This is a genomic window from Bradyrhizobium sp. (assembly GCF_049519115.1).
Taxonomy (GTDB): domain Bacteria; phylum Pseudomonadota; class Alphaproteobacteria; order Rhizobiales; family Xanthobacteraceae; genus Bradyrhizobium.
The window spans coordinates 114,759-135,819 of sequence record NZ_JBEKRB010000009.1 but is presented as its reverse complement, the minus strand read 5'-3'; the positions used below and the strand labels follow the sequence as shown (position 1 = coordinate 135,819).

At 63.4% G+C, this 21,061-nt stretch carries 16 protein-coding genes; all 16 read left to right on the top strand.

Going from position 1 to position 21,061, the window contains the following annotated elements:
* The first annotated feature begins 3 nt into the window (after positions 1–3).
* The 16 genes from ftsL (at position 4) to ABSE61_RS10395 (ending at position 21,022) form a co-directional block, all read left to right on the top strand.
* Positions 4–396, top strand: coding sequence for a cell division protein FtsL (ftsL, locus tag ABSE61_RS10470; protein ID WP_423871024.1), 393 nt, complete (start codon positions 4–6; stop codon positions 394–396).
* Entirely contained in the window at positions 393–2,150 is a 1,758-nt protein-coding gene (locus ABSE61_RS10465; protein WP_423871023.1) for a peptidoglycan D,D-transpeptidase FtsI family protein, read from the top strand. The genes ftsL and ABSE61_RS10465 overlap by 4 nt, the downstream gene beginning before the upstream one ends.
* 66 nt (positions 2,151–2,216) lie before the next feature.
* Positions 2,217–3,677 carry a UDP-N-acetylmuramoyl-L-alanyl-D-glutamate--2,6-diaminopimelate ligase gene (locus tag ABSE61_RS10460; protein ID WP_423871022.1) on the top strand — a complete coding sequence of 487 codons (1,461 nt, stop codon included), beginning with the start codon at positions 2,217–2,219 and terminating at the stop codon, positions 3,675–3,677.
* Positions 3,674–5,113 carry a UDP-N-acetylmuramoylalanyl-D-glutamyl-2,6-diaminopimelate--D-alanyl-D-alanine ligase gene (locus ABSE61_RS10455; RefSeq protein ID WP_423871021.1) on the top strand — a complete coding sequence of 480 codons (1,440 nt, stop codon included), beginning with the start codon at positions 3,674–3,676 and terminating at the stop codon, positions 5,111–5,113. Before ABSE61_RS10460 ends, ABSE61_RS10455 begins: the two co-directional genes overlap by 4 nt.
* A gap of 141 nt (positions 5,114–5,254) precedes the next feature.
* A complete protein-coding gene (gene mraY, locus ABSE61_RS10450) occupies positions 5,255–6,358 on the top strand; it encodes a phospho-N-acetylmuramoyl-pentapeptide-transferase (protein WP_423871020.1) in 1,104 nt (367 codons plus the stop codon).
* Between the two features lie 4 nt (positions 6,359–6,362).
* On the top strand, positions 6,363–7,763 hold the full coding sequence (gene murD, locus ABSE61_RS10445) for a UDP-N-acetylmuramoyl-L-alanine--D-glutamate ligase (protein ID WP_423871019.1): 1,401 nt from the start codon (positions 6,363–6,365) through the stop codon (positions 7,761–7,763).
* A gap of 275 nt (positions 7,764–8,038) precedes the next feature.
* A complete protein-coding gene (gene ftsW, locus ABSE61_RS10440) occupies positions 8,039–9,190 on the top strand; it encodes a putative lipid II flippase FtsW (RefSeq protein WP_423871018.1) in 1,152 nt (383 codons plus the stop codon).
* 126 nt (positions 9,191–9,316) lie between these two features.
* Positions 9,317–10,420: an undecaprenyldiphospho-muramoylpentapeptide beta-N-acetylglucosaminyltransferase gene (gene murG / locus ABSE61_RS10435; protein ID WP_423871017.1), complete on the top strand. Its 1,104-nt coding sequence runs from the start codon at positions 9,317–9,319 to the stop codon at positions 10,418–10,420.
* A gap of 109 nt (positions 10,421–10,529) precedes the next feature.
* Complete coding sequence (murC, locus tag ABSE61_RS10430; RefSeq protein ID WP_423871016.1) at positions 10,530–11,933, top strand: UDP-N-acetylmuramate--L-alanine ligase; 1,404 nt, start codon at positions 10,530–10,532, stop codon at positions 11,931–11,933.
* Positions 11,934–12,123: 190 nt separating this feature from the next.
* Complete coding sequence (gene murB, locus ABSE61_RS10425) at positions 12,124–13,044, top strand: UDP-N-acetylmuramate dehydrogenase (protein WP_423871015.1); 921 nt, start codon at positions 12,124–12,126, stop codon at positions 13,042–13,044.
* A gap of 49 nt (positions 13,045–13,093) precedes the next feature.
* Entirely contained in the window at positions 13,094–14,092 is a 999-nt protein-coding gene (locus ABSE61_RS10420) for a D-alanine--D-alanine ligase family protein (RefSeq protein WP_423871014.1), read from the top strand.
* A 228-nt stretch (positions 14,093–14,320) separates the two neighbouring features.
* Positions 14,321–15,313, top strand: coding sequence for a cell division protein FtsQ/DivIB (locus tag ABSE61_RS10415; RefSeq protein WP_423871013.1), 993 nt, complete (start codon positions 14,321–14,323; stop codon positions 15,311–15,313).
* Entirely contained in the window at positions 15,310–16,632 is a 1,323-nt protein-coding gene (ftsA, locus tag ABSE61_RS10410; RefSeq protein ID WP_423871012.1) for a cell division protein FtsA, read from the top strand. The genes ABSE61_RS10415 and ftsA overlap by 4 nt, the downstream gene beginning before the upstream one ends.
* 87 nt (positions 16,633–16,719) lie before the next feature.
* Entirely contained in the window at positions 16,720–18,516 is a 1,797-nt protein-coding gene (ftsZ, locus tag ABSE61_RS10405; RefSeq protein ID WP_423871011.1) for a cell division protein FtsZ, read from the top strand.
* 352 nt (positions 18,517–18,868) lie between these two features.
* Positions 18,869–19,828, top strand: a complete 960-nt coding sequence (gene lpxC, locus ABSE61_RS10400; protein ID WP_423871010.1) for a UDP-3-O-acyl-N-acetylglucosamine deacetylase — start codon at positions 18,869–18,871, stop codon at positions 19,826–19,828.
* 297 nt (positions 19,829–20,125) lie between these two features.
* A complete protein-coding gene (locus ABSE61_RS10395; protein WP_423871039.1) occupies positions 20,126–21,022 on the top strand; it encodes an outer membrane protein assembly factor BamD in 897 nt (298 codons plus the stop codon).
* Positions 21,023–21,061 lie beyond the last annotated feature (39 nt).

Sequence of the window (21,061 nt, the reverse complement as noted above, 5' to 3'; positions counted from 1 at the left end):
GGCATGCGCATCCTCCATCTCCTCGTGATCGGCGTTTTGGTGTTCGCCGCCGCCTATGTCTACCGGATCAAAATGGAATCGACCGAGCGCACCGAGCGCGTGCTGCGGCTACGCGCCGAAATCCGCGAGCAGCGCGACGCCATTGCGGTGTTGCGCGCCGAATGGGCCAAGCTCGACTCGCCGTTGCGGCTGCAAGGCCTGGTCGAGCGCCATCTGGCGCTGAAACCGCTGAACGCCAATCAATATGATTCCCTGAAGAACCTGCCCGACCGTCCGCCGAGCCTGGTCAAGCCGGGCGACCCTGACCCGATCGGGTCGATGCTCGAAACCATCGAGGCGACGGCGGACGCGCCAGCGACGACAGGTTCGATCCCACAACAGGAGGGCCAGCGATGACCGATCGGCTGCCTTCCGTACGGAAGCTTTCTCGTCCGCAGGAATCCTGGCGGGCGCGGCTGGTCCGCAGCCTGCTCTACGGGCGTAACGTCGATCGCGCGGCGAAAGCGCGCGCCCGCGTCGGCTTTGTGATGCTGGCCTTTGTCGCCATCTATGCGGTGATCGGTGGCCGGCTCGTGATGTTTGCAACCGGCACCGACAGTCACAGCGCGCGCCGCGGCGGAAGTCAGGACGCGATTGCTACCGCACGGCCTGACATCGTCGACCGCAATGGCGAAATTCTCGCCACCGACGTCAAGGCGCCGAGTTTGTTCGCCGAGCCGCGCCGCATCATCGACAAGGATGAGGCGATCGAACTTCTGACCGCGACCTTGCCCGATCTCGACACTGGCGAGGTGCGCGATCGCCTGTCCGGCCGCAAAGGCTTTGTCTGGCTGAAGCGCGAAATCTCACCGCAACAGCAGCAGGAAATTCATCGTCTCGGCATCCCCGGCATCGGCTTCTTGCGCGAGAACAAGCGCGTCTATCCGACCGGCAACGAGGTCGCCCACCTGATCGGCCTCGTCAACATCGACAATCAGGGCATCGCCGGGATGGAGAAGTGGCTCGACAACAATGGGCTGGCCGATCTGCATCGCGCCGGCTTTGCCACCGACCGTTTGCAGCGTCCGGTCGAATTGTCGGTTGACCTCCGGGTCGAGCACGCGTTGCGCGATGAATTGCTCAAGGCCAAGGAAAAGTTCCACGCCAAGGCAGCCTCCGGTCTTGTCACCAACGTCAGGACCGGCGAGGTCGTCGCGATGGTCTCGGTGCCGGATTTCGATCCGAACAATCCGAAAGAAGCGCACGATCCCGATCGCATCAATCGCCTGACCACGGGCGTCTATGAGATGGGTTCGACCTTCAAGGCGTTCACGCTGGCGATGGCGCTCGACACCGGAAAGTACAACCTCGATTCGCTGTGGGATGCGCGCGGGCCGCTGCACTATGGCAAGTTCGCGATCCACGACGATGAGCCAAAAGGCCGCTTCCTCAACACGAAGGAGGTGTTCACCTTCTCCTCCAATGTCGGAGCGGCGCGCATCGCATTGTCGCAAGGCGTGGAAGCGCACAAGGCGTTCCTGCGCAAATTGGGCCAGCTCGAGCGGCTGCGCACCGAATTGCCGGAGAGCGCCTCGCCGATCGTGCCGCACCACTGGAGCGATCTGAATACCATCACGATCGCGTTCGGCCACGGCATGGCGGTGGCGCCGTTGCAGGCGGTGATGGGCGTCAGCGCGCTGGTCAATGGCGGCTACTTGATCCCGCCGACCTTCCTCAAGCGCAACGAGCAGGAAGCGATGGAAGTCGCCAAGCGGGTGATCAGGCCCGAGACGTCGGAGAAGATGCGGTTCCTGATGCGCCTCAATGCCGAGATCGGCACCGCGCGCAAGGCCGACGTCAAGGGCTATTACATTGGCGGCAAGACCGGCACGGCCGAGAAAGTCATCAACGGCCGCTACGCCAAGAAGCGCGTGCTGACCGCCTTCACCGCGATCCTCCCCGTGGACAAGCCGCGTTATCAACTCCTGATCATGCTGGACGAGCCGCAGCCGTTGAAGGAGACCTACGGCTTCATCACCTCGGGCTGGAACGCGGTGCCGACCGCCGGCAACGTGATCTCCCGGATTGCCCCGCTTTTGGGCGTCGAACCGCGTTTCGACCTGCCGCCGTCCGACCGCCTTATTCTTGCGGCATCGAGGACAACCCAGTAAGGCGTACCACCTGCGACGCGTGACGGGATTCGATGCTGGGGTGATGCCCGGCCGGGCTGGAACTCCATGAAGCTCTCCGACCTCTTCGGTGATAACGCCACCATCAGCCCACAGAGGGCCGCGATCGAGGTTTCGGGATTGGCGGTCGACAGCCGCGCCGTGAAGCCGGGCGATCTGTTCTTTGCGCTTGCCGGCGCCAGGACCGACGGCGCGCGTTTCATCGATGCGGCGATTGCCGCCGGCGCCGTTGCGATTGCCGGCGATCATCCGCCATCGGGCGGATGCCGCGTGCCGTTTGTGACGACACTCAATGCGCGCCGCGCGTTGGCGCTGGCGGCCGCGAAATTCTTTTCCAAACAGCCGTCCACGATCGCCGCCGTCACCGGCACCAGCGGCAAAACCTCCGTCGCCGCCTTCACGCGTCAGATCTGGCAGCATCTCGGATTTGGAGCCGCGAGCATCGGCACGATCGGTCTGGTCTCGCCGAAGCGCACGGTCTATGGCTCCCTGACCACGCCTGACCCGATCGCATTGCACCGTGAACTCGACGAGATCACGCGCGAGGGTGTCACCCATCTGGCGTTCGAAGCCTCCTCGCACGGGCTCGATCAATACCGGCTCGACGGCGTGCGGGTGAATGCCGGCGCTTTCACCAACCTCACGCGCGATCATATGGATTACCATCCGGACGTCGCGCACTACCTCGCCGCAAAACTTCGGCTGTTCCGTGATCTCGTGGTCGATGGTGGTGCTGCGGTGATCTCAGCCGATCACGATCACTCGTCTGAGGTGATCGAGGTGGCGCGCCAAAGGAAGCTTCTGACGATCACGGTCGGCCATAACGGCGACGGTGCGGGCGAGGGGATTGCGGTGGCGGCGACTGCCATCGACGGCTTTACCCAGCGGCTTGAGTTGATCCATCGCGGGCGTCGCTATTCGGTCCACCTGCCGCTGGTCGGCGAGTTCCAGATCGAGAACGCGCTGGTCGCGGCCGGCCTTGCGATCGGCACCGGCAGCGCGCCCGACGCTGTGTTCGCCGCGCTCGAACAGCTCGAAGGCGCCAAGGGACGGCTCGAACGCGTCGGTGAAGTTAACGGCGCGCCGATTTTTGTCGATTACGCGCACAAGCCCGATGCGCTCGCGAAGGCGCTGCAAGCCTTGCGGCCCTATGCGCCGGGAAAACTCATTGTCGTGTTCGGCGCGGGCGGCGACCGCGACGCCGGAAAAAGACCTCTGATGGGCGCGATCGCTGCCGAGAATGCCGATGAGGTCATCATCACCGACGACAATCCGCGCAGCGAAAATCCGGCGGCGATACGCGCGGCAATTCTAGCTGCGGCGAAAGGCGCGAAGGAAATCGGCGACCGCGCGGAGGCGATCGGCAGGGCGATCGCTGGGCTCAAAAAGGGTGACGTGCTTCTGATCGCCGGCAAGGGTCACGAGACCGGACAAATTATCGGCGATCGCGTGCTGCCGTTCAGCGACCACGACGCGGTGGCTGCGGTTTTGGCGGAGCGGGTGGCATGAACGCATTGCCGTTGTGGACATCGGATGCGATGAGAGCTGCGATGCGCACCGAGGCCGATGGCGTGTTGCCGCAGGCGGTCACAGGTATTTCGATCGACAGCCGCACGCTTGCCCCGGGTGAAGCGTATTTCGCGATTCGTGGCGCGGTGCATGACGGTCACGATTTTGTGGAAGCCGCTTTGAAAGCAGGCGCCGCGCTCGCGGTCGTGGAAAAGGCGCAAGCCAAAAAATTCGCAAGCGATGCGCCGCTGCTCGTGGTCGATGATGTGCTGGCCGCGCTGGTCGATCTGGCGCATGCGTCGCGCGCCCGGTTGCAAGCTCAGGTGATCGCGGTCACGGGCTCGGTCGGCAAGACCTCGACCAAGGAAGCGCTGCTGCACGTGCTTTCGGCGCAGAGCCAGACTCACGCGTCCACGGCCTCGTTCAACAATCATTGGGGCGTGCCATTGTCGCTGGCGCGCTGTCCGGCCGACGCGCGATTTGCGGTGTTCGAGATCGGGATGAATCACGCCGGCGAAATCACCCCGCTGGTGAAGATGGTGCGGCCGCATGTAGCCATCATCACCACCGTCGAGCCGGTGCATCTGGAATTCTTTTCCGGCATCGAGGCGATTGCGGACGCCAAATCAGAAATCTTCGAAGGCGTCGTGGCCGATGGCGCCGTGGTGCTCAACCACGACAACTCGCAATTCGCCCGCCTTAGCCGCCGCGCCAGGAAGTGCGGGATTTCGCGCATCGTCTCCTTTGGTGCCGACAAGCGCGCCGAGGCCCGGCTACTGGATATCTCGCTGCATACGACCTGTTCGGCGGTGCATGCCAATATTCTCGGCCACGAAGTCACCTACAAGCTCGGCATGCCCGGCCGTCACATGGCGATGAATTCGCTTGCGGTGCTTGCCGCGTCTTCTTTGGCGGGCGCCGATCTTGCACTGGCCTCGCTGTCGTTGTCGCAACTCGTGCCCGCGGCCGGCCGCGGCGTCCGGCAGACGCTTGTGGTTCCCGGTGGCGAGGTTACCCTGATCGACGAGAGCTATAACGCCAACCCGGCATCGATGGTGGCGGCCTTGAGCGTCCTTGGCCGCGCAAAGATCGGTCCGCACGGGCGGCGGATCGCGGTGTTGGGCGATATGCTCGAATTGGGCCCGACCAGCGCGCAATTGCATGCCGGCCTGAATGACGCCATCAAGGCCGATCATATCGACCTGGTGTTTTGTTGTGGTCCGATGATGCGTAACCTCTGGGATGGTCTTTCCGCAGGCAAACGGGGCGGCTATGCCGGTAGCGCGGCTACTCTCGAACCGCAGGTCCTCGCCGCGATTCGCGCCGGCGATGCTGTCATGGTCAAAGGCTCGTTCGGCTCGAAGATGAAAACCATTGTCACCGCGCTCGAAAAGCGCTTCCCCGGCAACGCCGCGTTCGACGAAGCTGCCATCTAGGCATTCGCTACCTGTTCGGCCACGCCTTCAAAAAGCGAATGTCAAATCCAAAGCTCCACCAGAATTCGACATTTGCCAGTGGTCCTTTGATTCCAACATTTGTAAAAGTGCGTGCTGAAAACGCGAGAATCGGACCACTAGATGTTTTACTGGCTGATCGATCTTTCCAACACGGTTCCGGCGCTTGCCTTCCTGCACAGCCTTCTGAACGTGTTCCGCTACATCACGTTCCGCACCGGCGGGGCGATGGTGACGGGCGCGCTGTTCGTCTTTCTGTTCGGCCCCTGGATCATCGACCACTTGCGGCTTCGCCAGGGTAAAGGTCAGCCGATTCGCACCGACGGCCCGCAGTCTCATCTGACCAAAAAAGGCACGCCGACCATGGGCGGGCTGATGATCCTGTCGGGGCTCGTGGTCTCGACGGTGCTCTGGGCCAACCCGCTCAACCCCTATGTCTGGATCGTGCTGGCGGTAACGCTCGGCTTCGGCATTGTCGGTTTCTATGACGACTACCTGAAGGTCACCAAGCAGAGCCATAGCGGCTTTGCCGGCCACATCCGGCTGCTGCTTGAAGGGATCATTGCGCTGGTCGCCTGCTACGCCCTGGTGCGGCTCGGCCGCGAGCCGTTCTCGACCTCGCTCGTGATTCCCTTTTTCAAGGATGTCGCGCTGAATCTTGGCTGGTTCTTCGCGGTGTTCGGCGCGTTCATCATTGTCGGCGCCGGCAATGCGGTGAATCTCACCGACGGCCTCGACGGGCTCGCCATTGTACCGGTCATGATCGCAGCCGCGAGTTTTGGCATGATCTCCTATCTCACCGGCAACGCGGTGTTCTCGGATTATCTCCAGATCAATTACGTGGCCGGCACCGGCGAACTCGCCGTCATTTGCGGCGCGGTGCTGGGAGCAGGCCTCGGCTTCCTGTGGTTCAACGCGCCGCCGGCCTCGATCTTCATGGGTGATACCGGCTCGCTCGCGCTTGGCGGCATGCTCGGCTCGATCGCGGTTGCGGTGAAGCATGAGATCGTGCTCGCCGTGATCGGCGGCCTGTTCGTGCTGGAAGCGGTCTCGGTGATCGTTCAGGTCGCATCCTTCAAGCTTACGGGAAAACGCATCTTCAAGATGGCGCCGATCCATCACCACTTCGAGCAGTTGGGCTGGACCGAGCCGCAGATCGTGATCCGGTTCTGGATCATCTCGGTGATGCTGGCGCTCGCCGGCCTCTCGACCTTGAAGCTGCGGTGATCGCTTGATCCCCGTCACTTCCTTTGCGGGCAAGACGGTCGCGGTGTTCGGCCTCGGCGGCTCCGGGCTCGCGAGCTGTCATGCGTTGAAGGCCGGTGGCGCCGAGGTGATCGCCGGCGACGACGGCGCGGAGCGATTGGCGGAGGCTGCAAGAGCCGGCTTTGTCACCGCCGACCTGCGCAACGTAGACTGGTCGGGTTTTGCCGCGCTGATCCTGACGCCGGGCGCGCCGCTTACCCATCCCGCGCCGCACTGGAGCGTGCTGATGGCCGGCCGGGCCGGCGTCGAGGTAATCGGTGACATCGAACTGTTCTGCCGCGAACGGCAACGCCACGCGCCCGACGCGCCGTTCGTCGCGATCACCGGCACCAACGGCAAATCGACGACCACGGCGTTGATCGCGCATCTGATGCGATTTGCCGGTTACGACACCCAGATGGGCGGCAATATCGGCTACCCCATCCTGTCGCTGGAACCGCCGCGCAAGGGTCGCGTGCATGTGATCGAGATGTCGTCCTACCAGATCGATTTGACGCCTTCTCTCGATCCGGCCGTCGGCATCCTCATCAATGTCAGCGAAGACCATATCGATCGCCACGGCACGCTCGAACACTATGCCGAGGTGAAGGAGCGCCTGGTGGCCGGCGTTCAGTCACAAGGCACGGCAATCGTCGGTGTCGATGACATCTGGTGCCGCGCGAGCGCCGACCGGATCGAGCAGGCCGGAACACGCGTCGTGCGCGTCTCCGTGAAAAATCCGCTGCCCGACGGCATCTTTGTCGATCACGAGACGGTCTGGCGCGCCTCGGGTGGCGCGCGCAGCGAGGTCGCCAAAATTGGCGGCATCGGATCATTGCGCGGTCTGCACAATGCGCAGAATGCGGCATGCGCCTCGGCCTGTGCGCTCGCGCTCGGCGTCTCAACCGATGTGCTGCAAAAAGGCCTGCGCCATTTTCCCGGCCTTGCGCACCGGATGGAGCAGGTCGGCCGCCGCGATCATGTCCTGTTCGTCAACGACTCCAAGGGCACCAATGCGGATGCCACCGCGCACGCGCTGTCGTCCTTCGCCGACATTTTCTGGATCGCCGGCGGCAAACCGAAAGCCGGCGGCATCACGGGCCTTGCCGAATATTTTCCGCGCATCCGCAAAGCCTATCTGATCGGCGAAGCAGCAGTCGAGTTCGCGGCCACGCTCGGCAAAGGCGTGCCGCACGAGATTTCGCAGACGCTCGACGTCGCGGTCGCCAGCGCAGCGCGCGACGCAGCGGCCTCGGGATTGAGGGAGGCGGTGGTGCTGCTGTCGCCGGCCTGCGCGTCGTTCGACCAGTACCGCAATTTCGAAATCCGCGGCGCCAAGTTTCGCGATCTGGTGCAGGCGCTGCCGGGTGTGAAGCCGGTGGTGTGAGCGGATCTCGTGTCCCGGGCGCGGTGCAGCGCTTCTTCAGCGGTGCACCGCAGAGCCGGGACCCATCACAAATCTTTACAGTACCGCTATGGCCCCGGATCAGAGGCGCCCGCGCTGGCCTCGGTTCGGAATAAGCCTGGAGACCGATCACGGCGCGTTGCGCAGCACCCGGGGCACGCGAGACCCGCCGGACGTGGAAACATTTCCAATCCATTAACCCCTTGGAAACCATCATCGGCGACCAATGGGCGGGTCTCTCTCTAAAGGGAACGCCCATGCTCTCCCGTGAACAGCGAAATCCCTTCAGTGACTGGTGGTGGACGGTCGATCGCCTGCAACTGGCGGCGATCGTTGCGCTGATTTTGGCGGGAGTCATCCTGTCGCTGGCCGCAAGCCCGCAGGTCGCGACCCGGATCGGGCTCGATCCCTTTCATTTCTTCAATCATCACGTGGTGTTTCTGCTGCCGTCGCTGTTCGTGCTGATCGGCGTCTCGTTTTTGTCGCCCCGGCAAATCCGGCGCACCGCGCTGGTCATTTTTGCCGTGAGCATTGCTCTGATCGTGGCCACGTTGCTGATCGGGCCGGAGGTCAAGGGATCGCGACGCTGGATCACCCTAATCGGGGTCAATATCCAGGCCTCGGAATCCGCGAAACCCGCCTTCGTGGTGCTCGCCGCATGGCTGTTTGCGGAATCGACCCGGAAGCCGGAAATGCCCGCAACGTCGATGGCGCTGGTGCTGTTGTTGATGCTGGTGTCGTTGCTGGTCGCGGAGCCTGATTTCGGCCAGACCATGCTGATTCTGATGGTGTGGGGCGCGCTGTTCTTCATCGCCGGCATGCGCATGATCTGGGTGATGGGGCTTGCCGGCGCGGCAGGCGTCGGACTGTTCACCGCCTATCTGTTCGTGCCGCACGTGGCGGGGCGCATCAAGCGCTTCATGAATCCGGCCTCCGGCGACACCTTCCAGGTCGACACCGCGATGGAAGCCTTCAGCAACGGCGGCTGGTTCGGATTGGGGCCGGGCGAGGGCATCGCCAAACGCAGCCTGCCGGACAGCCACACCGATTTCGTGTTCGCGGTGGCGGCGGAGGAATTCGGAATCATTCTCTGTCTGGTGCTGCTCGCGCTGTTTGCGTTCGTGGTGGTGCGGGCGCTGTCGCGGGCCTATGCCAGCGAGGACATGTTCGCGCGCTTCGCGGCCTCGGGCCTGGCGATCCTGTTTGGCGTGCAGGCCGCGATCAACATGTCGGTCAATCTGCAACTGATCCCGGCCAAGGGCATGACGCTGCCGTTCATCTCCTATGGCGGTTCCTCGATGGTGTCGTTGGCTTACGGTGTCGGCATGCTGCTGGCGCTGACACGGCAGCGGCCGCGTACCGAACAGGAATCCATGAACGCCGGCGCTACAGTGCAGGGCTACGCGTGAAGCAAAATGGCTCCTCGTCATTGCGAGGAGCGTCAGCGACGAAGCAATCCAGAACCGATATGAAATACTACTGGATTGCTTCGCTTCGCTCGCAATGACGGCGTATTGCCTGTAAAAGACGCCTCCATGAACAACAAGACTCCCCTCATCCTGCTCGCGGCGGGCGGCACCGGCGGACATCTGTTTCCGGCCGAGGCGCTCGGCGTGGAATTGATGAAGCGGGGCTTTCGCGTGCGGCTTGCGACCGACGCGCGCGCATTGCGCTATTCCGGCCTGTTCTCGCGCGACACCATCGATGTGGTGCCGAGCGAAACCGTGCGCAGCCGTAATCCACTTTCGCTGGCGCGCACCGGCTTGATGCTGGCCGCGGGCATGGCGGTCGCGGTTCATCTGTTGCGCAAGCTCAAGCCCGCTGCCGTTGTCGGCTTCGGCGGCTATCCGACGTTGCCGCCGCTGATCGCCGCGCGGCTGCTCGGTATTCCCGGCATCATTCACGATGCCAACGCGGTTCTTGGCCGCGCCAATCGTTTTCTTTCGAGCCGCGTCAGCGCGATTGCGACCTCGCTGCCCGGCGTGCTTGACCGCGATCCAGGGCTCGCCTCGAAAACGACGACGGTCGGCACGCCGATGCGCCCTGCGATTCTGGCGGCCTCGGCCGTGCAATACGCGACGCCCGAATCAAGCGGGCCGTTTCGCCTGCTCGTGACCGGCGGCAGCCAGGGCGCGCGCGTGATGGCCGATGTCGTGCCGCCCGCCATCGAGAAACTCGAGCCTTCGCTGTGGGGTCGCCTCGTGCTGACCCAGCAGGTGCGCGAAGAGGACATGACGCGGGTGCGCGCGGTCTATGACCGGCTCAAGATCAATGCGGAGCTCGCGCCGTTTTTCACCGATCTGCCGGCGCGGCTCGCAGCCAATCACCTCGTGATCTCGCGCTCGGGCGCTGGCACGGTAGCCGAACTCGCCGCGATCGGCCGGCCTTCGATCCTGGTGCCGCTGCCCGGCGCCATCGATCAAGACCAGTTCGCCAATGCCGGCGTGCTGTCGGACGCGGGCGGCGCGTTGCGGATCGTGCAAAGCGAGTTCACCCCCGATCGTCTGGCCGCCGAAATCTCCGCGCTCGCTGCCGAGCCGGCAAAACTCGCGGCGATGGCAGACGCCGCGCGGAAAGCCGGCCGGCTCGACGCCGCCGAACGGCTGGCCGATCTGGTGGTAAAGGTGGCCGGGATTTAGGCGACAACCGCTAAAATGCCCCCTTGTCATGCCACGCGAAAGCGAGGCATCCAGTGGGGAGCGCGGCTGATTTGTGCCTCGCGAATCCTTAAGGTCTAGGGAAGCATCAATGAGACTGCCGCGCGAGATCGGACCCATTCACTTCGTCGGTATAGGCGGTATCGGGATGAGCGGCATCGCCGAGGTGCTGTGCAATCTCGGCTACACCGTGCAGGGCTCCGACGCTTCCGAAAGCGCCAACGTCGTGCGGCTGCGCGAAAAAGGCATCAAGATCGCAATCGGTCATCAGGCCGAGAATGTCGCGGGCGCCGACGTCCTTGTGGTCTCGACCGCGATCAAGCGCGATAATCCGGAATTGATGGCGGCGCGTGCCAGCCGAATTCCGGTGGTGCGGCGCGCCGAAATGCTCGCCGAATTGATGCGGCTGAAAAGCTGCGTCGCGATTGCCGGCACCCATGGCAAGACCACCACGACCTCGATGGTCGCAGCTCTGATCGATGCCGGCGGGCTGGATCCCACCGTGATCAACGGCGGCATCATCAATGCCTACGGCACCAATGCGCGGCTGGGCGCCGGCGACTGGATGGTGGTGGAAGCGGATGAAAGCGACGGCACGTTCCTGAAGTTGCCGGCCGATCTCGCCATCGTCACCAATGTCGATCCCGAACATCTCGATCACTTCAAGACGTTTGAAGCCGTGCAGGACGCCTTTCGCAGTTTCGTGGAGAACGTTCCGTTCTACGGTTTCGCGGTGATGTGCATCGACCATCCCGTGGTGCAGACGATCGTCGGCAAGATCGAGGACCGCCGCATCGTCACCTATGGCGAAAACCCGCAAGCCGATGCGCGGCTGGTCGATCTTTCTCCCGCAAACGGCGGCTCAAGCTTCAAGGTGGTGTTTCGCGACCGCAAGACCGATGCGACGCACGAGATCGCAGACATTCATCTGCCGATGCCGGGACGGCACAACGCGCTCAATGCCACCGCGGCGATTGCGGTCGCGCATGAACTCGGGCTTTCCGACGATGTCATCCGTAAAGCGCTGGCCGCTTTCGGCGGCGTGAAGCGGCGCTTCACCAAGACCGGCGAATGGAAAGGCGTCACGGTCATCGACGATTACGGCCATCACCCGGTCGAGATCGCGGCCGTGCTGAGAGCCGCGCGCGAGTCGACCAACGGAAAGGTGATTGCCGTGGTGCAGCCGCATCGCTTTACCCGGCTGCAATCGCTGTTCGAGGAATTCTGCACCTGCTTCAACGATGCCGACACGGTGGTCGTGGCCGAGGTTTATCCGGCCGGCGAAGCGCCGATCGAAGGCATCGACCGTGATCATTTCGTGCTCGGCCTGCGCGCCCACGGCCACCGCGAGGTGATTTCGCTGCCGAACGCGGCCGCGCTCGCCGCTGTCGTCAAGGCGCACGCAGGCAAAGACGATCTCGTCGTGTGCCTGGGCGCCGGCAACATCACGCAATGGGCCTACGCGCTGCCGGGCGAATTGCAGGCGCTGGGGTAAGGATGTTCTCGCTTGCCACGACTCTCGCCGCACGACGTGCTCTGCACTCTCCCCCCTTGTGGGGTCCGAGGCGAGCGAAGCTCGCTCTCGTAAGTGGAGAGGGGGGTACTACGAACACCGGCACCTGCGAGCCACCCCCCTCCCTAATCCTCCCCCACAAGGGGGGAGGGAACGGAGAAAGTGCGCTCGCATGACCTTCCCCGACATCACGCCCGACCTCAAAGCCGCGATGCCGGACTTGCGCGGGCGGCTAATGGCGAACCAGTCACTCTCCGAACTTACGTGGTTTCGCGTCGGCGGCCCGGCACAAGTGTTGTTCACGCCGGCGGATGAAGACGATCTCGCTTATTTCCTTAGCCGCCTTCCCCCTGAACTCGCGGTCACTGTCGTCGGCGTCGGCTCCAACCTGATCGTGCGCGACGGCGGCTTGCCGGGCGTGGTGATCCGGCTCGCCCCGCGCGGCTTCGGCGAAGCGAGCGCGCATGGTGAGATCGTGAGCGCAGGCGCCGCCGCGCTCGACAAGCGCGTGGCGGAGACGGCGGCTGCCGCCAATCTCGGCGGCCTCGAATTCTTCTTCGGTATTCCCGGCACCATCGGCGGCGCCCTGCGCATGAACGCCGGTGCCAACGGCGCGGAGACCAAGGACATCCTGTGTGAGGCGTCCGGTGTCGGCCGCGACGGCAAAAAACATGTCTTCAGCAATGCGGAGATGAAATTCGTCTACCGCAATTCCGGCGTCGATCCCTCCATCATTTTCACCTCGGCGCGTTTTCAGGGTAGACCTGCGACGGCGGAGGCAATCCGCGTGCGCATGAATGAAGTCCAGGCGCATCGCGAGGCGGCGCAGCCGGTCCGCGAGAAGACTGGAGGCTCGACCTTCAAGAACCCGCCGGGCAACAGCGCTTGGAAATTGATAGATGCGGCCGGTTGTAGAGGCCTTCGCGTCGGCGGCGCTCAGGTGTCGGAAATGCACTGCAATTTCCTGATCAATACCGGCGAGGCCACCGCAAGCGATATCGAGACCCTTGGCGAAACCGTTCGCACGCGGGTGAAGGAAAATTCGGGAATCGAGTTACACTGGGAAATCAAGCGGATCGGGATTTCTGCTTAAGTGCCATTTCGCGTGAGCGACGTGAACCGGGTTAAAGCGAAAGCGACGGATGCGGATCACCATTCTCTTCGGCGGCACCAACAAGGAGCGTCTGGTTTCGGTAGCGACCGCCCAGGCGCTGCACATCGCGCTGCCCGAGGCCGATCTGTGGTTCTGGGCTCCCGATGATGCCGTGCATGAGACCAGCGGCAAGGCGCTGCTCGGCCATTCGCGTCCGTTCGAAGATGCGTTCAAGCCCGATGGTGCGCGCATCAGCGGCTCGATCGAGCAGGCGATTGATCGGGCTCAAACCGACGGTCGGTTGCTGGTGCTGGGGTTGCACGGCGGCCGCGCCGAGAATGGCGAGTTGCAGACGATTTGCGAGATGCGCGGCGTCGCCTTTACCGGCTCGGGATCGGCGTCGTCGAATCTCGCCTTCGACAAGGTCGCGGCCAAGCGCTTTGCGGCGATCGCCGGCGTCCATTCGCCTGATGGTATCGCGCTTTCCGACATTGAGGCGGCCTTTGCCGAGTACGGAAAACTGATCGCCAAGCCCGCGCGCGATGGTTCGAGCTACGGGCTGATCTTCGTGAATTCCAAACAGGATATCGTTGCCGTTCGCAACGCTGCTCGAAGCGAGGAATACGTCATCGAGCCGTTCGTCGCCGGCACCGAATCGACCTGCGGCGTGCTGGAGCAGGCCGATGGCTCGGTGATTGCGCTGCCGCCGATCGAGATCATTCCGGCCGAGGGCGGCCTCGGCTTCGACTACCGCGCGAAGTATCTCGCGAAAGCGACCCAGGAAATCTGTCCCGGCCGCTTTGCGCCCGAAATCAGCTCAAAAATCATGGACATGGCCCTGAAGGCTCATCTGGCTTTGTCGTGCAGCGGCTATTCGCGCACCGACTTCATCGTCTCAGACAACGGGCCGGTCTATCTCGAGACCAATACCTTGCCGGGCCTGACCAAAGCCTCGCTCTATCCGAAGGCGCTGAAGGCCCAAGGCATCGATTTCGTCGATTTCCTCAAAGGTCAGATCGCCATCGCGGAGCGGCGGGCGCGGGGGTAGGTCTACGGCGGAAAAGCGGCACAAGCCTGCGCCTTTTGGCCGGAACCGTTCAAGCATTACCAAATTCCTAACGATACCGGCCAAATCCTTCTCCCGGCACGTCAAATCCGGGCCTGAACCGACCAAATTTACCCTTTGTTTACCAGGAAGTCCGAAGGTTAACGCTGGCGGCGCGTATGCGCTCGCACCGCAATTCCTTGCGGGCACAACCGTTAACGAGCTCGAGTAATGGATGGTGGAGGACGTCTCGCCCGGTCGCCGCGATCGCCGAGGCAACAGATGGGTCTGATACGAGCCGCTGCCATCGGCGCGGCCGTGCTGTTGCGCGAACGTCTCGGTTTTGCGTCTTCCGCCGCCAAAGCACGCCGTCATCCGCGCCGCGAACAACCCTCGGGCGTCATCGCCTTTGTCGAACGGCGCTGGCCCCGCCGCGGTGGCCTATTCGCCACCCTGTTGCTGCTCGTCGCGAGCACTGGCCTTGGCATCGTCAAGGGCGGCCATCTCGAACAATTCGTCGCGGCTGTAAGCGAGGCGCGCAACGCGCTGGCCAATTCGGCCGGATTTCGCATCACCTCCGTCGGCATCAACGGCCGCAAGCAGTTGACCCAGGACGAGGTGCTCGCGATCGGCGGCGTCAATGGCCACTCCTCGCTGTTGTTCCTCGATGCTTCCTCGGTGCGCGAGAAGCTGAAAGCCAATCCCTGGATCAGCGAAGCCACGGTGCTGAAGCTTTACCCGGGCCAGTTGCGGATCGATATCGTCGAGCGGACGGCGTTCGCACTCTGGCAGCAAAACGGCAGGCTCTCGGTGATTTCGGATGACGGCGCCGTGCTGCAGAATTTTGTCTCGCCGGCGTTCCTTAAATTGCCGCTGGTGGTTGGTAAGGGCGCCGAAACCCGCGCCAAGGATTTCCTCGCGCTGTTGTCGCGCTATCCGCAGGTCAATGCCGTGACCAGGGCTGCGACCTTCGTCGGCGAGCGGCGCTGGAACCTGCGTCTCAATGACGGCCTCGACATCCGCCTGCCGGAAAACGACGTCGGCAACGCGCTTGCGACCTTGAGCAGCCTCGACAGGGACGAACACCTGTTTGCCAAGGACGTCGTCGTTATCGACCTGCGGCTGCCGGACCGGCTGCTGGTGCAGCTGTCGGACGATGCGGCCAAGGCCCGCGAAGACACGCTGAAGAAAAAAGACCCGAAGAAGAAGGTCGGCGACGCATGAGCGGCTTCGATCCCAGGCAAGCACCGAAGACGCGTCCGATGTCGCAGAAGCGCACGGCGCTCGTGGCCTCGCTCGACATCGGCACCAGCAAGATCGCCTGCATGATCGCGCGGCTGAAGCCGTGCCCGCCGAATGAAGCCCTGCGCGGCCGCAGCCATGCGGTCGAATTGATCGGCTATAGCCAGATCCGCTCAAAGGGGGTGAAGGCCGGCGCGGTGGTCGATCTCGTCGAATGCGAGCAGGCGGTCCGTCAGGCGGTCGCGCTTGCTGAGGACATGGCCAAGGTTCACGTCGAATCGGTTTTGCTGTCGGTGTCGGGCGGACGGCTGCAGGCGCAACTGGTCGAGGCGGCCGCTGACATCAAGGGCGCCGCCGTGACCCCGGTCGATGTCGCGCGCGTCACTTCCGCCGGCATGCACCATGCGACCGGCGAGGGCCGTACCGTGCTGCACGCGCTGCCGACCGGCTATTCGATCGACGGCGTCAAGGGCGTCCGCGATCCCAAGGGCATGATGGCGCGGCAGTTTGGCGTCGATATGAACGTCGTCACGGCCGACACCACGGTCGTCAAGAATCTCATGCTGGTGGTCGAACGTTGTCATCTCAATGTCGAGGCGATGGCGGCGAGCCCCTATGTGGCCGGATTGGCGGTCCTGACCGACGATGAGGCCGATCTTGGCGCCGCCGTGGTCGAAATGGGGGCGGGGACCACCACGATTGCGACCTATTCCGGGGGACGATTCATCCACGCTAGCGGGTTTGCGCTCGGCGGGCATCACATCACCATGGATCTTGCGCGGGGGATGTCGGCATGCATTGCGGATGCCGAGCGAATCAAGACGTTATATGGCACGGTGCTGACTGGCGGGTCAGACGCACACGAGTTGATGTCCGTGCCGTCTACCGGCGACGACGAGCTAGACGTTCCGCAGGTCGTGTCACGCGCCACGATCGCGAATATTGTCCGGCACCGTGCCGAGGAGATTTTTGAGATGGTCAGGGACCGGCTTGCGGATTCTCCCTTTGCGGCGGAACCGAAAGCCCGTGTGGTTTTGAGCGGCGGCGCTTGCCAGCTCACCGGCACGCTGGAGCTTGCCACCCGAATCCTCAACCGGCCGGTGCGGATCGGCCGCCCGCTGGGTTTCAGCCGGCTTCCGAACGAAGCGAAGAGCGCATCGTTCGCGGTGCCCGGCGGCCTGCTGGTCTATCCGCAATTCGCTCACCTTGAACATGTAGAACCGCGGCATACGCGGCAGCTCCGGACAGGGACCGACGGCTATTTCGGAAAGGTCGGACGATGGCTACGCGAGGGCTTCTGATGAATCTTTTCCGCAACGAATCAATTTCACCAACACCCACGGCCACCGGCCGGGGCGAACCCACGCGCGCGTGATCGAGAGGCAACCATGGCACCCATCAATATCACTCCCCCCGACATTCATGAGTTGAAGCCCCGCATCACCGTTTTCGGCGTCGGCGGCGCCGGCGGCAATGCCGTGAACAACATGATCACCGCGGGGCTCCAGGGGGTCGACTTTGTCGTCGCCAATACCGACGCCCAGGCGCTGACGATGTCGAAGGCGCATCGCATCATCCAGATGGGCACGCAGGTCACGCAAGGCCTCGGCGCCGGTTCACAGCCCGATGTCGGCGCGGCCGCGGCCCAAGAGGTAATCGACGAGATCCGCGATCATATCTCCGGCGTCAACATGGTGTTCGTCACCGCCGGCATGGGCGGCGGCACCGGCACGGGCGCAGCCCCGGTCATCGCCAAGATCGCACGCGACCTCGGCATTCTCACCGTCGGCGTGGTGACCAAGCCCTTCCACTTCGAAGGCCAGCGCCGCATGCGCACGGCGGAAGCCGGCATCAACGAACTACACAAGGTCGTCGATACGCTTCTGATCATTCCGAACCAGAACCTGTTCCGCGTCGCCAACGAGAAGACCACCTTCGCCGACGCCTTCGCGATGGCCGACCAGGTGCTCTATTCGGGCGTCGCCTGCATCACCGATCTGATGGTTAAGGAAGGCCTCATCAACCTCGACTTCGCCGACGTCCGCGCCGTGATGCGTGAAATGGGCAAGGCGATGATGGGCACGGGCGAAGCCACCGGCGAAAAGCGCGCACTGACGGCAGCCGAAGCTGCGATCGCCAACCCCCTGATCGACGATTCCTCGATGAAGGGCGCCCGCGGCCTTTTGATCTCGATCACCGGCGGTCGCGATCTCACGCTGTTCGAGGTCGACGAAGCCGCGACGCGGATTCGCGAGGAAGTCGACCAGGACGCCAATATCATCGTCGGCGCCACCTTCGACGAGACGCTCGACGGCATCATTCGCGTCTCAGTGGTCGCCACCGGCATCGAACAGGCCGCCATCTCCCGCAGCACCGGCAATTCTCCGGCGCCGGCGCCCGCTCTCGTGAGCACGTCGAACTCGAATTCGCCTCCCGATTCGCGTCTGGCCGAACTGACCGCGCGGCTTCGGGCTGACAATGCACGGCTGGCCGAACGCGCCCAGAAGTTCGAAGGCTCGCATCCGGCGCCTTCAGCGCCGCAGCAGCGCCCGGGCAATACGGTCGAGCGCGCGGCGCTCGCGGCCATCGCCGCGGCCGTTGCACCCGAAGCGCCGTCTGCACCGGCGCCGTTGCAGCCGGCTGCCTATGGCGATGTCACGGTTCGCCCGATCGCCCAGAAACCGACGCTGTTTCCCGATCCGGAAGTAGCGACGGCGCCCGCGCCGGAACCGGCGCCGCCGGAAAATTTCATTCCGCAGGCGGCCGAACGTGCGCCGGTCCGTGCGCCGCGGATGCCGAAGTTCGAGGACTTGCCGATGCCGGCCCAGAACGAAATCCGCCAAGCCCGCGGAGAAGCCGAGGACGATCACCCGCAGAAAAGCCGAATGTCGCTGTTGCAGCGTCTGGCCAATGTCGGTCTTGGCCGCCGCGACGACGAAAGCGAGCCGCCGATCGCAGCGCGTGCTTCGGGACCCGCGATGCCGGCGATGCCGCCGCTGCCCGACCGCAAGCCTCAGCGATCGGTCGCGGACCAAATGGCGAATCGGTCTCCGGTATCAGAGTATGCTCCTCGTCATGCACCTCAGGGATTGGATATCCACGGCCGGCCGGCACCTGTGGCCGCAACGCCACAGGGCGATGACCATCTTGATATCCCAGCCTTCCTCCGCCGGCAGGTGACCTGAAATTTGTTACAAACTTGACGATGCCAAAGGGCCCCGGTCTAACCGCCGGGGCCCTTTTGTTTTACCGGACGGGTCAGGCCTCGATTCCATCGCAAGGCATTGAAATTAAAATGTTAAACATGTGTGCTAAAATTGACGTGAGGATCGTTTGACGGCCTTTTTCGGCGGCGGATTGGGGTCCGGCTTTGGCGCGAATGCGGCAGAGATAGGGTAACAATCGGTAAAAAAGCGTGAGTTGGCGTGCATTAAGGCGACGACTATTCTCGACCGTGACTTGGGGAACCACTGAGTCGAACCGGCATCATAGGGGAGCCGGTTTGGTCTCGCGGTAAGTCAGTGTGGGCACTTCTGTATGAAATTCGGCCGGCAGACAACGCTGCGTTCGCAAGCAACCGTGACAGGTGTCGGTGTCCACTCCGGACTGCCGGTTAATCTGACGGTTGGACCTGCATCCGTGGATGCGGGTTTTATTTTTGTCCGGACCGGCCTTGAGGGCAGCGACCGAGAGGTCCGCGCCGTCGCCGAGTCCGTGATTGCTACCGAATTTGCCACCGTTCTCGGCGACCGCGAGGGGCCGCTGGTCTCCACCGCCGAGCACGTGCTGGCCGCATTGCGCGGCATGGGCGTCGATAACGCCACCATCGAAGTCGACGGCCCCGAAGTTCCGATCATGGACGGCAGTGCGGCGGCTTTCGTCGCCGCGATCGATCAAGCCGGCTTCGTCTCCCAGTCGGCGGCGCGCCGTTTCATCCAGGTGGTCAAGCCGGTGCAGGTCACGATCGGCGATTCCTTCGGCGAACTGCGGCCGCATGCCGCGGGCTTCCGCGCCGAGGTCGAAATCGATTTCGCCAATCCCGTGATTGGCCGGCAAAGCTACCTTCTCGATCTCAGCGCGGAACGGTTCCGCCGCGAGATTTCCCGCGCCCGCACCTTTGGCTGCGTCAACGACGTCGCCCGCCTGTGGAGCGCCGGTTTTGCGCTCGGCGCCTCCTTCGAGAATTCGGTGGTGTTCGACGACAACCGCCTGCTCAACACCGAGGGCCTGCGCTACAGCGACGAATGCGTGCGCCACAAGGTGCTCGATGTGATCGGTGACCTCGCGCTCGCGGGCCTGCCGCTGCTCGGCGCCTTCCGCTCGGTCCGCGGCGGCCACAAGCTCAACCACGCCGTGCTGACGGCGCTTCTGGCCGATCGCACCGCTTATCGGGTGGTCGAGGGTGAAGCCGCCCGCCGGTCGCGCACTCATGCCGAGGTCGGCAGCGGCATGGTCGGCGGCATGGTCGCCCCCGCCTATGGCCCGGACGTTTCCTAAAGGCGTCCTTATTTCCCGTTTTCTTGCTCGATCGATGCCCCGTGGCGGCAAAGCGTGTCTTTGCGCTCCGAATCTGCGAATTTGGCTCCAACGGCGGCGGTCGGCGATAAGTTTTGAGGGATGACAGGCGTTGAAACCCGCCTTATTCCGGGCGAAATAGCTGCGTATCCGGTTGGTTAAAGGACTTGTTTTAGATAAACAGGGCTGGGGCAACGCAGATCCGTGCCGGCTCCAGTTTCCGCTGCGCCCGATCACGCTCGAAAGGCGTCAGGTCTGAACTTCATGTCGACAAAGCGTATGACGCTCGCACATCAACGATTTTCAAACCGTTGGGACCTCGGTGCTCTCGCGCGATTGGTGCGCGTGGCCGCGGGGCTTGCGCTTGCCGCCACGGTTTTGAGCGCGTGCAGTTCGGCCACCGAATTATGGGACAAGGTCACCCAGAAGGACGACACCTTCGTCGAGGAGCCCGCGGAAAAGCTCTACAATGAAGGCCTGTTCCTGACCAACGAGAAGCGCGATGCGAAGGGCGGGGCGAAGAAGTTCGAGGAAGTCGATCGCCAGCACCCTTATTCGGACCTGGCGCGCAAGTCGCTGCTGATGTCGGCCTACGCTTATTACCAGGCCAACGACTATGACAGCTGCATCGGCGCTGCGACCCGTTACGTCACGCTGCACCCCGGCAGTTCGGATGCGGCCTATGCACAGTACCTGATTGCCGCCTCGCATTACGACCAGATCGCCGACGTCACCCGCGACCAGGGCCGCACCGAGAAGGCGATCGCCGCGCTCGAGGAAGTCGTGCGCAAATATCCGACGTCGGAATATGCGGTCAGCGCCAAGGCCAAGCTCGAAGCCGCGCGCGACCAATTGGCGGGCCGCGAGATGACCGTCGGCCGCTATAATTTGGAGAAGCGCAACTACACCGGCGCCATCAACCGCTTCAAGACCGTGGTCACCCAGTACCAGACCACGCGCCATGTCGAGGAGGCGTTGGCGCGCCTGACCGAAGCCTATATGGCGATCGGTATCGTCAGCGAGGCGCAAACAGCCGCCGCCGTGCTCGGGCATAATTTTCCCGACAGCCCCTGGTACAAGGACGCCTATAATCTCGTAAAGTCCGGCGGTTCGGAACCGACCGAGAATCCCGGCTCTTACATTTCCAAGGCGTTCAAGAAGTTCGGTCTCGGCTAATCATCCGGCTCGAATATTGGTATGGAATCGGGGTCTGAT

Bases quoted from the DNA above. Each gene is read 5' to 3' on its own strand.
- murB (WP_423871015.1), top strand. From the start codon at position 12,124: ATGACCTTCCCCGACATCACGCCCGACCTCAAAGCCGCGATGCCGGAC.
- murC (WP_423871016.1), top strand. From the start codon at position 10,530: ATGAGACTGCCGCGCGAGATCGGACCCATTCACTTCGTCGGTATAGGC.
- lpxC (WP_423871010.1), top strand. From the start codon at position 18,869: ATGAAATTCGGCCGGCAGACAACGCTGCGTTCGCAAGCAACCGTGACA.
- ftsW (WP_423871018.1), top strand. From the start codon at position 8,039: ATGCTCTCCCGTGAACAGCGAAATCCCTTCAGTGACTGGTGGTGGACG.
- ABSE61_RS10395 (WP_423871039.1), top strand. From the start codon at position 20,126: ATGACGCTCGCACATCAACGATTTTCAAACCGTTGGGACCTCGGTGCT.
- ftsA (WP_423871012.1), top strand. From the start codon at position 15,310: ATGAGCGGCTTCGATCCCAGGCAAGCACCGAAGACGCGTCCGATGTCG.
- ABSE61_RS10460 (WP_423871022.1), top strand. From the start codon at position 2,217: ATGAAGCTCTCCGACCTCTTCGGTGATAACGCCACCATCAGCCCACAG.
- mraY (WP_423871020.1), top strand. From the start codon at position 5,255: ATGTTTTACTGGCTGATCGATCTTTCCAACACGGTTCCGGCGCTTGCC.
- ABSE61_RS10415 (WP_423871013.1), top strand. From the start codon at position 14,321: ATGGATGGTGGAGGACGTCTCGCCCGGTCGCCGCGATCGCCGAGGCAA.
- ABSE61_RS10465 (WP_423871023.1), top strand. From the start codon at position 393: ATGACCGATCGGCTGCCTTCCGTACGGAAGCTTTCTCGTCCGCAGGAA.
- ABSE61_RS10420 (WP_423871014.1), top strand. From the start codon at position 13,094: ATGCGGATCACCATTCTCTTCGGCGGCACCAACAAGGAGCGTCTGGTT.
- ftsL (WP_423871024.1), top strand. From the start codon at position 4: ATGCGCATCCTCCATCTCCTCGTGATCGGCGTTTTGGTGTTCGCCGCC.
- ftsZ (WP_423871011.1), top strand. From the start codon at position 16,720: ATGGCACCCATCAATATCACTCCCCCCGACATTCATGAGTTGAAGCCC.
- ABSE61_RS10455 (WP_423871021.1), top strand. From the start codon at position 3,674: ATGAACGCATTGCCGTTGTGGACATCGGATGCGATGAGAGCTGCGATG.
- murG (WP_423871017.1), top strand. From the start codon at position 9,317: ATGAACAACAAGACTCCCCTCATCCTGCTCGCGGCGGGCGGCACCGGC.